Origin of the sequence: Pediococcus acidilactici DSM 20284, from assembly GCF_000146325.1 — a bacterium.
GTDB classification, from domain to species: domain Bacteria; phylum Bacillota; class Bacilli; order Lactobacillales; family Lactobacillaceae; genus Pediococcus; species Pediococcus acidilactici.
Window position 1 is genome coordinate 677,819 of the sequence record NZ_GL397067.1, and the last position, 12,852, is coordinate 690,670.

Annotated in this window: 14 protein-coding genes; 5 read left to right on the forward strand and 9 right to left on the reverse strand. The window is 42.4% G+C overall.

Annotated elements, in window-relative coordinates; all coding sequences use genetic code 11:
* Nucleotides 1-69: 69 nt before the first annotated feature.
* The 3 genes from efp to purB all read right to left on the reverse strand — a co-directional run bounded on the left by efp (nucleotide 70) and on the right by purB (nucleotide 2,803).
* Nucleotides 70-627, reverse strand: coding sequence for an elongation factor P (efp, locus tag HMPREF0623_RS03415; protein WP_002832037.1), 558 nt, complete (start codon nucleotides 625-627; stop codon nucleotides 70-72).
* Nucleotides 628-914: 287 nt separating this feature from the next.
* Nucleotides 915-1,469: a cysteine hydrolase family protein gene (locus tag HMPREF0623_RS03420; RefSeq protein ID WP_004166007.1), complete on the reverse strand. Its 555-nt coding sequence runs from the start codon at nucleotides 1,467-1,469 to the stop codon at nucleotides 915-917.
* Nucleotides 1,470-1,501: 32 nt separating this feature from the next.
* Nucleotides 1,502-2,803 carry an adenylosuccinate lyase gene (gene purB / locus HMPREF0623_RS03425; protein ID WP_002832039.1) on the reverse strand — a complete coding sequence of 434 codons (1,302 nt, stop codon included), beginning with the start codon at nucleotides 2,801-2,803 and terminating at the stop codon, nucleotides 1,502-1,504.
* Between the two features lie 182 nt (nucleotides 2,804-2,985).
* Between purB and HMPREF0623_RS03430 the strand changes: the two genes are divergently transcribed.
* Nucleotides 2,986-4,278: an adenylosuccinate synthase gene (locus HMPREF0623_RS03430; protein ID WP_004165401.1), complete on the forward strand. Its 1,293-nt coding sequence runs from the start codon at nucleotides 2,986-2,988 to the stop codon at nucleotides 4,276-4,278.
* 88 nt (nucleotides 4,279-4,366) lie between these two features.
* Here the strand turns inward: HMPREF0623_RS03430 and HMPREF0623_RS03435 are convergent, their stop codons facing one another.
* Nucleotides 4,367-5,161 (reverse strand): SDR family NAD(P)-dependent oxidoreductase, encoded by a 795-nt coding sequence (locus HMPREF0623_RS03435; protein ID WP_004166009.1) that lies wholly within the window; start codon nucleotides 5,159-5,161, stop codon nucleotides 4,367-4,369.
* A 22-nt stretch (nucleotides 5,162-5,183) separates the two neighbouring features.
* Nucleotides 5,184-6,023, reverse strand: coding sequence for an aldo/keto reductase (locus HMPREF0623_RS03440; RefSeq protein ID WP_004166010.1), 840 nt, complete (start codon nucleotides 6,021-6,023; stop codon nucleotides 5,184-5,186).
* A gap of 127 nt (nucleotides 6,024-6,150) precedes the next feature.
* On the opposite strand from HMPREF0623_RS03440, the gene HMPREF0623_RS03445 reads away from it, so the two are divergent.
* Nucleotides 6,151-6,519 carry a winged helix-turn-helix transcriptional regulator gene (locus HMPREF0623_RS03445; protein ID WP_002832043.1) on the forward strand — a complete coding sequence of 123 codons (369 nt, stop codon included), beginning with the start codon at nucleotides 6,151-6,153 and terminating at the stop codon, nucleotides 6,517-6,519.
* Nucleotides 6,520-6,627: 108 nt separating this feature from the next.
* Here the strand turns inward: HMPREF0623_RS03445 and HMPREF0623_RS03450 are convergent, their stop codons facing one another.
* Nucleotides 6,628-7,482: a hypothetical protein gene (locus tag HMPREF0623_RS03450; RefSeq protein ID WP_004166011.1), complete on the reverse strand. Its 855-nt coding sequence runs from the start codon at nucleotides 7,480-7,482 to the stop codon at nucleotides 6,628-6,630.
* A gap of 240 nt (nucleotides 7,483-7,722) precedes the next feature.
* Here HMPREF0623_RS03450 and HMPREF0623_RS03455 point away from each other — a divergent pair, with 240 nt between their 5' ends.
* Complete coding sequence (locus HMPREF0623_RS03455) at nucleotides 7,723-8,454, forward strand: MIP/aquaporin family protein (protein ID WP_002832045.1); 732 nt, start codon at nucleotides 7,723-7,725, stop codon at nucleotides 8,452-8,454.
* 258 nt (nucleotides 8,455-8,712) lie between these two features.
* On the opposite strand, the gene ccpA is transcribed toward HMPREF0623_RS03455, so the two are convergent.
* Entirely contained in the window at nucleotides 8,713-9,714 is a 1,002-nt protein-coding gene (ccpA, locus tag HMPREF0623_RS03460; RefSeq protein WP_002832047.1) for a catabolite control protein A, read from the reverse strand.
* Nucleotides 9,715-9,877: 163 nt separating this feature from the next.
* Between ccpA and HMPREF0623_RS03465 the strand changes: the two genes are divergently transcribed.
* Entirely contained in the window at nucleotides 9,878-10,972 is a 1,095-nt protein-coding gene (locus tag HMPREF0623_RS03465; protein WP_004165407.1) for a M24 family metallopeptidase, read from the forward strand.
* 98 nt (nucleotides 10,973-11,070) lie between these two features.
* On the opposite strand, the gene HMPREF0623_RS03470 is transcribed toward HMPREF0623_RS03465, so the two are convergent.
* Nucleotides 11,071-11,421, reverse strand: coding sequence for a hypothetical protein (locus tag HMPREF0623_RS03470; protein ID WP_002832050.1), 351 nt, complete (start codon nucleotides 11,419-11,421; stop codon nucleotides 11,071-11,073).
* Entirely contained in the window at nucleotides 11,422-11,844 is a 423-nt protein-coding gene (locus HMPREF0623_RS03475) for a DUF948 domain-containing protein (RefSeq protein ID WP_002832051.1), read from the reverse strand.
* Between the two features lie 123 nt (nucleotides 11,845-11,967).
* On the opposite strand from HMPREF0623_RS03475, the gene HMPREF0623_RS03480 reads away from it, so the two are divergent.
* Complete coding sequence (locus HMPREF0623_RS03480; protein ID WP_004165409.1) at nucleotides 11,968-12,813, forward strand: mechanosensitive ion channel family protein; 846 nt, start codon at nucleotides 11,968-11,970, stop codon at nucleotides 12,811-12,813.
* Nucleotides 12,814-12,852: the final 39 nt, after the last annotated feature.

The following is a 12,852-nucleotide window of genomic DNA, read 5'->3' on the forward strand; positions in this document are numbered from 1 at the left end:
CAAGCATTTCCTCGCAACGTCGTCTAACTGCGAAAAGTAGATTAATTATTCTATTCTAAGACTGCGCAATTACGCCCGTTTTGTGTAAGTACCCTTTTCGGTATTAATAATTAACGTTTCGCCCTCTTGGACAAAATCCGGAACGTTAACTACCAAACCGGTTTCCATAGTGGCTGGTTTACCAGAACCAGTTACCGTTGCCCCCTTAATGGAAGGTGAAGTTTCCACAACCTTGAGTTCTACCGTAGTTGGAAGAGTAATCCCAATCACTTCGTCACCATAGAAGTTGATTTTCACTTCCGTATTTTCTAGTAAGTATTTCATTTCTTGTTCAATACTTGAAATTGGCAGTTCGTATTGTTCGTAAGTCTCCGTGTCCATGAAAATCGCCGTATCGTCTTGCCGATATAGGTATTGGGCTTCCTTAGTATCCACAATTGCTTGCTCAACTTTTTCGGTTGGCCGCATCGTAGTTTGCACGGTAGCTCCCGAACGTACATCGTAAAGCTTCATTTGCATTACCGTGTTTCCCTTACCAGGCTTATGGTGGTTCGTTTCAAGAACTTTAATCAACTTACCATCCTTAATAAACGTCATTCCTGCTTTTAAATTAATTGCTTCAACCATTTAATCAATCTCCTTTAAGTTATTTACAATAAATATGGAATCCTCCCTAAAAACTTAGTTAGGAGGGATTGAAAAAATGCTTCGCATGATTTTTAGAGTAAAGCTCATCTGCGCCCTCCGCGATTTATTGTTTATCTCCATTCTAGCATAAAAAAGCGCTTAAATGGACGGCTTCTCTAGCGGGGCTAAAAAGCATTTAGCTATAAAAAAAGTGCAACGCCCACTTATCCACTAAGCTAGCACTACACTTCTTAATTTATTAGATACTCAATTTTATTTTAAATCAGCTATTCAATCGTCGCCCCTAACGCATTTTTAAAATGGGACAACGCCCATTCTTGACCGTGTTCGGTGAACGTTGTGACCGTCGTTGGGTCAATAATTAACTGGTAACCCAGGTCATAGGCATCGACTGCCGTATGCAAGACGCAAATATCCGTACAAACCCCTGCTAATCGCAAAGTATCTACGTGACGTTCACGTAAACGAATGTCTAAATCTGTGCCCGCAAAGGAACTATAACGAGTTTTAGCAAACTGCCGGACCCGCGGATTATCCTGATTCAATTCGTACCAGTCCTTTAATTGGCCGTACAATTCCCGTCCCCAGGATCCTTCTAAATTATGCGCATCAAATAATTTGGTTTCGGGATGGTAGGGATCCTTTTCAACATGTAGATCCGTTGGTAGCATTACCCAACCACCTTCGCGAAGTTCCCGATTAGCGGCTTTAATCAAGGCTGGTTCAATTGCTTGGCCCACCTTGCCAGTCGTTAACGCTCCGTTCGTAGCAACAAAATCATTTGTATAATCAATAATCAGTAAAGCTTCGTTTGCACCCATTTTAATTCCTCGCTTCCTGGTTTCGCACCTGCTTATTCTACGTTAATTCCACAACGTTGGTAAATCGCGTCAACGTTCTTCAAGTGGTAGCGATAGTTAAAAATTGATTTAACTTCTTCATCACTTAACGTCGTCTTTATTTTACTATCTTTAAGCAGTAAGTCCATAAAATGCTGCCCAGTATTCCAAACTTCCATGGCAATTGGTTGAACAGTGTCGTAAGCTTCTTCCCGAGTCCAACCTTTATCGATGAGCTTCAACATGACTTGTTGTGAGAAAATCAACCCGTGGGTCATTTCCAAATCCTTTTTAATTTCGTCTTCGTTAATGACCAGGTTATTTAAAATTCGGTTCATCCGGTTTAATACATAGTCCACCAAGGAAGTCGCGTCCGGTAAAATTACCCGTTCTGCCGAAGAATGCGAAATATCACGTTCGTGCCACAAATTCATGTTTTCAAAGGCCGTAACCATTTCGCCACGCACCACCCGACTTAAACCAGAAACATTTTCTGAGCCGATCGGATTACGTTTATGAGGCATTGCGGAAGAACCCTTTTGACCCTTGGCAAAGCCTTCCCGCATTTCGTTAACTTCGGTACGTTGTAAATGCCGAATTTCAGTTGCCATTTCTTCAATTTGGGAAGCAATCAATGCTAGCACGCTTAAGTATTCGGCGTGTAAATCCCGTGGCAAAATCTGGGTGGAAATTTCTTGGTGCCGGATTCCCAACATTTCGCAAACCCACTCTTCAATTTGAGGAGTGATATTAGCAAACGTTCCTACCGCACCGCTGATTTTACCCACTTCAATGTGTTGGCGAGCCTGCTTGAAGCGTTCAATATTGCGGTTGATTTCGGAATACCAGCGTAGGAATTTCAAACCGATCGTAGTTGGTTCCGCGTGAATCCCGTGGGTCCGCCCTACCGTAATCAGGTCTTTATACTTGGTTGCCATTTCCTTCAAAGTTGCTTGGAGCTTTTCTAAATCAGCTGCGATGATTTTGTTAGCTGCTTTAATCCGCAACGACTGTGCAGTGTCAACCACGTCGGTACTGGTCAAACCGTAATGGATCCATTTCCGTTCTTCACCTAAAGATTCGGAAACCGCCCTTGTAAAAGCAATCACGTCATGGTGAGTCTGACTTTCAATTTCATCAATTCGGTCAATATCAAAGCGCGCATTCTTCTCAATTAGCGCTAGGTCTTCATCCGGAACTTTTCCGACCTTATTCCAAGCTTTGACTACCGCAATTTCAACTTCTAGCCAGCTGTCAAACTGCGCTTGCCGGTTCCATATTTTTTGCATTTCAGGTCGCGTATAACGATCAATCATTTAGATTACCCCTCGTCCTAAAAAAATTATTTACTAACCTATTTTATCAAACTCTCCCTAATTAATAAACGCGAACTATCAAATGCTTAACCCTTCCAATAATTCGGGTCGACTCATTTAAATTTACCCTATTTTATGTTATTATCAGGAAGTTGTGTATTGATAAAAATGGAGGAATGAAGATGACAGCTACAGTAGTAATCGGCAGCCAGTGGGGCGACGAAGGAAAGGGTAAGATCATTGATTTTTTGGGACAAAACGCTGATGTTACCGTTCGTTACTCTGGTGGAGATAACGCAGGTCATTCCTTGGTCGTTAACGATCAAAAGCTTGCCTTGCGACTAATCCCATCCGGAATTTTGGCACCTAATTCAATTTGCATTATTGGCAACGGAACCGTGGTTAACCCACACACCCTATTAGACGAAATTAAAGAATTAAATCAAGCCGGCGTAAACACCGACCACTTAAGAATTTCTGACCGGGCACACATCATTTTCCCTTACCACATCTTGCAAGATCAACAACAAGAACGTGATCGCTCTAAAAACGGCGAAAAAATTGGTACTACCAATAAGGGCATTGGTCCGGCATACATGGATAAGATGCAACGGATCGGGATCCGGGCCGTCGACTTGCTTGACGCTGAAGGATTAAAAGAAAAGATTGCCTTCAACCTAGCTCAAAAGCAACGGGTTTTGGATGACGATCTTTGGGAACAATTACCAAGCGTAGATGAACTTACAAAGCAATACGCTGAATACGGACAAATCCTAAAAGATTACATCACCGATACCAGTTACTTAATCAACACTAAATTGCACGAACAAAAACGGGTTCTTTTTGAAGGCGCCCAAGGAACCATGCTTGATATTGACCATGGTACCTACCCATTCGTTACCTCCTCAAATCCGACGGCTGGTGGTGCTGCTACCGGCTCTGGAATTGGGGTAACTAAAATCAAGCACGTCATTGGCGTATGTAAGGCATACGTTTCTCGAGTTGGTGAAGGTCCTTTCCCAACCGAACAAATTAACGAAATTGGTGATCGCATTCGCGAAGTTGCTCACGAATACGGTACCGTTACCCACCGTCCGCGGCGGATTGGTTGGTTTGACGGAGTTTTGATGAAGTACGTTGCCGACGTCAACGGTTTGACTGACTTAGTCGTCAACTGTCTCGATGTCTTGTCCGGCTTCGACGAAGTGAAAATTTGTACCGGTTACCAAACCGATCACGGAGTAATTAATTATTACCCAGCTTCTGAAAAGGAACTCGAAAACTTAACCCCAATTTACGAAACTTTGCCAGGTTGGCAAGAAGATTTAACCCAAATGCAGTCTTACGATGAATTACCTGCCAACGCGAAAAATTATCTTAAGAAGATCGAAGAAATTACTGGCGTTCAAGTTAGTGCCTTTTCAATCGGTCCTGACCGTGAACAAACCGTGGTAGTAAATGATATGTGGGATTAAGCTTTATTAACCACCGTAAATAGTAAAAATAAACCATGTAAAAAGGCCCTGTAACACCCGACTAGGATGTTGCAAGGCCATTTTTAATTTAAAAAATAGTCGGTACTAGTCCGCCGTCAATTCTCAAAGCTTCTCCAGAAAATGATGACGAATCCGGACTTGCCACAAAGGTTACGAACCGTCCAATTTCTGCAGGACGAATAAGACGCTGAATTTGTGATCTAGAGCGGTGATTCTTCATGAAGTCTGCTTCCCATTGTTCTTCGGGAATTCCGCTATCCTGATACATTTCGGTAAGCATCTTTTGAACACCTTCCGTAAGGGTTGAACCCGGCATCACCGTATTTACCGTTACGTGAGTACCCACGGTCAGGTTCGATAGGCTCTTTGCCAAAGATAAGTTCATGGTCTTCGTCATGCTATACTGGGGCATTTCTCCCGAAGGCATAACGGCTTCTTCGCTAGCAATAAAAATTACCCGACCAAAGTCTTGTTTTAGCATGTGGGGCATGTAAAATTTAGCTAGTGCATTGCCAGCCAAAACGTTGGTCCGGAAATAACGTTCCCAGGTCTCATCATCAATATCCCAATACTTCATGGTGCCAAAAATCCCCATGTTATTCACTAAAATATCGACTTCGGGAAATTTTTCAAACAACACTTGCCGACTTTTATCATCAGTAATATCGAAAGGCGCTCCCTGCGGATGAGTTTTAGGAAACTGTGTTTTAATTTCATCGACTACCTTTTGTACGTCAGCAGCTCGACGACCATTAATAATTACGTTAGTCCCCTCCCGGGCCATTTCCATCGCAATTGCTTTTCCAATTCCCTTAGTTGAACCAGTTATTAACGCTAATTTACCATCTAAATGTAGTTCCATTTAATTATCCTCGCTTTCCAAATTAAAAATTAAACGTGTCCGGGTCGGGACCAACCCGTAAATTTTCATTTAGCTCATTAATTTTAGCCATCTCGGCGGCGGTTAGTTCAAAGTCAAAGACTTCCGCGTTACTCTTAATACGGGCGGGCTTGACCGATTTAACTACCAACAAAACGCCCCGTTGGATGTCCCACCGTAAAATAATTTGAGCAACGCTCTTTTGGTGGTTTTGCGCAATTTCGCTCAAAACAGGATTATCCAAAATTTTTCCCTGCATTAACGGCGACCAAGCTTGAATTTTCAAGTTGTGGACGGTCGCAAATTCGATCAACTCCGTTTGGCTTAGCTTAGGGTGGGTCTCCACTTGGTTAACCACCGGCATGACTTCCGCAAATTCAGCCAGCTCTTTTAAATGGCTGATTTGGAAATTACTTACCCCAATCGCCTTGATTTTACCGTCGTGATAAAGTTTTTCTAACGCCTTCCAAGAATCCCGGAAAGCGTCTTGACCCGGCCAGTGAATTAAATACAAATCAAGATAATCCAAGTCCAATTTAGCCAAGCTATCTTGAAAAGCCCGGAGCGTTTCATCATAAGAAAGGTGGTCATTCCACACCTTAGAAGTGATGAATAAGTCTTCTCGCTTTAGCCCGGTTGCCGCCAAACCGGCTTTAATCCCGGCTCCGGTCCCCGCTTCATTGCCGTATACTTGGGCGGTGTCAATCAAGCGGTACCCCGCTTTAATTCCTTCGGCAACAACTTGCGCAGTTTGCTCATTAGGAATCTGAAACACTCCCATCCCCAAACCTGGCATGGTCGTGTCGTTGTTTAAAGTTACGCGATCGTCTAAAGATTTAATCATATTAACAATGCTCCTTAATTAAATTAGTAAAGCAATTATAGAAACAAAGTTTCATTTAATCTAGTACCGACTTTATTGTGCTATACTTACCTAAAAGTTACTTTTAATAACTACAGGGGTGCAACTAATGGAGAAAAAAATATACAATATCGGGGTTGAAGCAACGATGGACGTGATTGGCGGAAAATGGAAGCCAATTATCCTATGCAACCTCCGCCACGGGAAACAACGCCCAAGCGAATTGCGTCGGCAAATTTCTGGCATCAGCCAAAAAATGCTCACTCAAGAATTACGCGAACTAGAACGTGACCACATCGTCAACCGGAAAACTTACAACGTAATTCCTCCCAAGGTAGAGTATTCCCTTAGCGACTATGGACAGACTTTGTCCACTCTGTTAGACCAGTTATGTTCGTGGGGGGAAATGCACGTGCAGACTTTACAGAAAAATGGCGTTGCCGTTGAGTTAAATTGTGCCGACACGCTCGCCGAATAGCAATAAATCCGACTAAACAAAAATCGACTATTATGCCCACTTCAGGCATAATAGTCGATTTTTAATTAATGCTCGCAAGCTTGCCAACTCTGGCCTCGTTTTTCTTTCCTACCGTCGCTTCAACCCCTTGCGAATCGTAGTAAATCCCTTACCAAATACTGCTAAAACAACCCCTACCAAGAATAATCCTAGCGCGATCGTAAATTCTCGTACCAATAAATCTTGTCCAGCAGTCTGCACGATTTGCTTAACCACTGGGTATTGAATCGGTAAATTACTCAATACGTTGCTTACGTATCCAATTCCGCAGATAATGGCTACAAATCCGCCGACTACTAGCAAGGTAGAACTAATGGTACTGAGCAGTCGTTTACGTAGCAACGCATATGCCAATGTCAAAACTAGCCCCACGCCACTAACCCAAATTACGGTTTGGTCAATCCGCGATAATTTTTGCACCTGACCGGCATATCGGGAAAGTTTCTGTGTATCTAGCTGACTATTAAAAACGGCCACTACTTTGCTAACTACCATTGCGTTAACCGTTTGTTGGAAAGCCCCCGTAGCTTGGGTACTTTGGTTGATTGCGTTAGTAATGATATTTTCGTCAATGTGCACTTGCTGCCCATCGTAAAATTGCTGAACCATCGTTTTTAACTCGTCGTTAACTAGATCATCTGGAATCAGGTTGCTTTGGTTAATCCCCGCTTGCTGTAACTGGGTATCCAACTGTTGATTAATTACTTCGGCAGCACTAGACTTTTCAATTTGCTGCTGGACGTAATTTGCATTAAACACGGTCTGTTTAGCCGAAACTGCGCCAAAGAAGAATAACCCAAATAAAATCATTAACACCCTTGCTACCACAAGGCGTGGCGGTCGAACGGGCACCTCCGTTTGATCAACTTTCTTTTCTGCTAAATGACTTTGCCTGCTCATCCTGGTTTCTTGAATTTTAACCACTTCCCCTTCTCAATCGTAATTAAACGTGCGTTTTCAACGCTTTGCATTGGTTAACAGCTTCATCCACTTCTTAGTTTATCATTTCGCCTGTTTTTTCTTCAATGAAAGCAGATGTAATTTATTTTTATTTTTGAAAACTCTCCCGAAAGCTTGCAAAATTGGTATTGCATATCCCCTTTTAGATAAGATATACTTTTAAACAGTGTGTCTCATTAAAATACTTTTTAAGGGAGTTAGATGATGGAATATAGTTTTTTTGCTAAATTAGCTGCTGAATTCTTGGGTACAGCTATTTTAGTCATTTTAGGAAATGGTTCGGTTGCCAACGTGGAACTTAAAGGAACTAAGGGAAACGGTAGTGACTGGCTTGTAATCGCCGTTGGTTACGGTTGTGGAGTCATGGTTCCGGCATTAATGTTTGGAACCGTGTCAGGAGCCCAAATCAACCCCGCCTTTACAATTGGGTTAGCCGTCTCCGGAATGTTTAGCTGGTCACAAGTTATCCCATTTATAATTGCTCAAATGCTGGGTGCGATTATTGGTCAACTAGTTGTTTACTGGGCTTACTTACCACATTACGATCAAACCACTGACCCAGAATCAATTTTAGGAACTTTTGGTACCATTGACGCAAGTGATAGCTTATGGAACGGCTTTGTTAACGAGTTTGTTGGTTCGTTCATCCTCTTCTTCGGTGCAACTGCCTTTACGCATGCCCCATATTTCAAGGAAAACATGAGCTCGGTATTTATCGCCCTCGGTTTCCTTGTAGGAACTTTGGTTGCTTCACTTGGTGGTGCAACTGGTCCAGCGTTAAACCCTGCACGGGATTTAGGTCCACGGTTAGTCCACGCTATTTTACCAATTAAACATAAGGGTTCTTCTCAATGGAACTACGCACCAATTCCAGTAATTGCCCCTATTTTAGCGGGAATCTGTGCCGTAGCGTTGTACAAAGGGATTTTCTTATAAAAGACTTATACATAAATAGTCCGTATAATATTAAAAAGGTGAAGATTGTTATTTTCGTAATGAAAAACAATCTTCACCTTTTTTGGTTTAATTAAAATAAAAAATGCTTTTCAAGGATTAAATATTCTTGAAAAGCATTTTGATTTGCTTTATTAGGGGTAAAAGCTGGTTTATTCTGCTAACCCGAACCTAGCGTAACGCTAAATTTCCGTTAACTTTCCCAAACTCCCCGACTTTCTGTACCCGCTCGTTTTTAGCTTATTTAGTTGATTGTCTGAACACCATGTCAAATGGCAAAGTAATGTTCCGTTCTTCAACTTCTTCTTTGTTCATTAACTTAGTCAATAGCCGCATTGCTACCGCCCCAGTGTCGTACATTGGGTGGCCAATTGAACTAATTTGCGGGCGCACCATCTTAGTTAAGTTAGTATTGTTGCTGGTCATGATTTCAAACTCTTCAGGTACTTTTACGTTAAGGTCTTGTAACCCATTTAAAAGTCCCACTGCTAAACGGTCGTTAGCAACGAAAGCAGCCGTGATATCGCTTGAAGCAATTTGCGAAGCTAACTTAATTCCGTCTTCGTAAGTGTTAGTAGTTTCAAATACGAGGCTTTCATCAAAATCAATGTTTGATTCAGCTAAAGCACGCTTGTATCCTTCGATCCGGAACTTTCCGTTTACCGGTTGTGAAAGTGGGCCAGAAACAAAAGCAACCTTCTTGTTTTTATTTTCAATTAGTTTTCGAACTGATTCGTAAACGGCCGCTTCGTTGTCGATGCTAACGGAAGGTAAAGCATGCTTGTCATCAACGGAACCCGCAAAAACCACGGGAGTCCGTGCTGATTTCAACGCTTCACGTAACCGATCGTCGATTGCGTTTCCCATGTAAATAACACCGTCAACTTGCTTTGCAAGCAAGTTTTCAAGTACTTCCACTTTTTTATCGACATCTTCATCAGAATTTTCCAAAATGATATTGTACTTGTACATTGAAGCAATATCGTCAATCCCCCGCGCTAATGCAGCAAAGAACATTTCGGTGATGTCAGGTAAGATAACCCCGATAGTGGTTGATTTCTTACTTGCTAATCCGCGCGCAACCGCATTAGGATGGTAATCTAAGCGTTCGATTACTTCGTTAACCTTCTTACGGGTGTCGGGCTTAACGTTAGGGTTTCCGTTAACTACCCGAGAAACGGTTGCCATGGAAACGCCGGCTTCACGAGCAACGTCGTAAATTGTAATAGTTTGTTTTGACATGATAATTTCCTCTCCATATTGATTTGATTTGTTTTCATACTGTTTTCAACGCCATGAATACGTTATCAAATTTTGCACCTTCTTGCAAGCTTTTTTTCGTCTGTAGCCCAATTTTTTTGTGTGATATAATCGAAGTACCTTAAGTAAAGAAAGAAGCGATCAAATGTCACAACTAGAAAAAGTCCAAAAGTGGGTTGCTGATCACCGATTGGACGTTGCTTACATCAGTAATTTTGAAAGTATCAAGTATTTGACAGGTTTTGGGAGTGATCCGATTGAACGGGTCCTCGCGTTATTTGTTTTCCCTGACCAAGATCCATTCTTATTTGCTCCCGCGTTGGAAGTTGAAGCAATTAAAGACACCGGCTGGAAGTTCCCCGTTTATGGCTACCTCGACCATGAACAACCCTTCCATTTAATTGCAAACTACATCCGTGAACGTAACGCCAACCCGGTCCACTGGGGCATTGAAGAAGACAATCTCACCGTAGATCGGTACGAAGTTTTACGTTCTGAGTTTCCAAATGCTAAATTTGAAGCAAATCTCACCCCCGTTTTTGAAAAATTACGAATGGTGAAAACTGCGGACGAAATTGAAAAGCTAAAGGCTGCCGGTGCTGAAGCTGACTTTGCTTTCCAAGTTGGTTTTGATGCCGTTGCTGCGGGTAAAACTGAAGCTGAAGTGGCTGCTGAACTAGAATACGCCCTTAAAAAACGCGGCGTAATGGAAATGAGTTTCGACACCCTTATCCAGGCGGGTGCCCACGCTGCCGAACCTCATGGAGCAACTGCCATGAACAAGATTGAAAATAACGAATTAATTCTTTTCGACCTTGGAACCGTACATGATGGTTACATCAGTGACGCTTCACGGACGGTTGCCTTAGGACAACTAAGCGATAAACAGGCTGACATTTACAAGGTATGTCTTGAAGCGCAATTAACGGCGCAAGACTACGCTAAGCCAGGAATTACAGCTGCTAGTTTGGATAAAGTAGCTCGTGACATTATTGATAAAGCTGGCTACGGCGAATACTTTATTCACCGTTTAGGCCATGGAATGGGCATGGGCGAGCATGAATTTCCTTCAATCATGGAAGGAAATGATTTAGTCCTTGAAGAAGGCATGTGCTTCTCCATCGAACCTGGAATTTACATCCCCGGATTTGCCGGAGTTCGAATTGAAGACTGTGTTCACATTACCAAGGATGGCTGTGAACCATTTACCCATACTTCTAAAGAACTAAAATACCTATAAAATTTGAATATTTACCCAGCTTAGACTAAAAGTGGGAACTAGAAATCATGAAACAGATTTCTAGTTCCCACTTTTTTACTACTATGTTACGTAAACAATTAATCTTCTAGTTTATGGGGCATGAAAACCTCAGTTGGCTTTTCATAAGGTGCCGTTGCCATTTTGTCGAGGATTACGTCCTCTTCTTCAGCAATTTCATCATCACCATTGAACTTTTCGTTAGCACGGTTAGCTAAGTCCATTCCCCGTTGCTTAAGTTCGTCTACCGAAGCTGCTGCCTGTTCTTTTAGGCTCGCCATATCAAAGTCGTTAGCTTCCATAAAGCCGTCAACTTTTTTCATAGCGGCTTCCTTTAATTCTGTCGGAGTCGTGTCCGTTAATTTAATTGCTGCTGCCGTAGCCGCTGCTCCACCTACGATTACACCTAATAAGAAACTACTTTTTGACATTTATTTAACCTCCTGCTTGTTTTTTTGCCGATTTTTGTATAAATTAACCGCGCCTTTGCCAACGTTCATAGCTGTGGCAACCTTTCCTGTTTTTTTAGTTTTTGCGGTATGGTTGACTTTACCAGCAAGTCGCCGGGTAGCTTGGTTTAAGTCCGAGGTACTCTCGCTCAAATCCGCAACCGCTTGGAAAAGTGGGTCAATCGTTGCGACCTTACCGTTAACGTCTTCCAGCAACTCGTTTGCATTAGCCATAATGCCTTCTGCTTCATGTGAAATCAAATCCACATCTCTAGTAATGATTGCTAAACTACGATTTATTTCTGCCAAGGTCTTTGAAGCATTCACCAGCACTAAGCCGATAAACAATACCAAAATCAACAACGCGATCGCCGCGATGATGGCTGCAATTCCGCCTCCTGTCATGCAATATCCCCTCCCGTTAGTTTATGTCTACAGAATAGCATTGTGGCCCATGATGTGCAATGAAAACACCCTTAATCTCTGGTAAAATAAACTTACTTAACCGAACCAGAAAGGATTTTTAACATGCCCCAAACCTTACTTATCGGCGCTGCTTTTCAGCCGCTCCAAAGAGAATTATCGCGGATTGATTGGAGTCAAATTGGCGCTAATTTTCTTAAACATTTTTTACAAATAATTCTCATCAGTATTATTTTTTGGGTGATTAACCGGATTGGTAAACACTTAATTAACAAAAGTTTCGGTCCCTATCAAGCCCCTGAAAAGCAATCTGCTCGTTCTCAGACCATTTTCGTAGTAGTAAGAAACATTTTCAAATATTCCGTAATGTTTTTCTACGTTTACACGATTCTTTCCAACCTGGGGGTCCCCGTTGGTACACTGGTTGCTGGAGCTGGAATTCTTAGTGTGGCAATTGGTTTAGGAACTCAAGGGCTGGTTTCTGACGTAATTAACGGCTTGACCATCTTGATTGAGGGCCAATTACGGGTAGGCGACAGCGTAACCATTCAAAGCATTGATGGAACGGTGGTCTCCATCGGGTTACGGACCATTGAACTGCGAGCCTTAGACGGCACTTTGCATTATTTGCCGAACCGGAGCATTACAACCATTTCTAACCATTCGCAAGAAAACCAGAATATTACCATTTTCTTGCGGATCAAAGATCCGTTTAGGATTGATGAAGCCAAGGACTTGCTACAAGATCAACTACCCAAAGCTAAACACCACACCACCAAACTGAAGGCGGGAATCGTTATCCAAGCTCCGGTTGCCGAAAAAAGCCATGGTTACCTCGGAGTCCAAATCTCCACGAAGGTGGCACCCGGCTATCAAGCAGCGATGCAAACGATGATTCTTGACCGGACCTTGAAAATTCTACGGGAAGCTCAAATTGAAGTGGAAAACTAACGCTACTTTTTCATTGATTATGTGAACTGAAATTTCCCT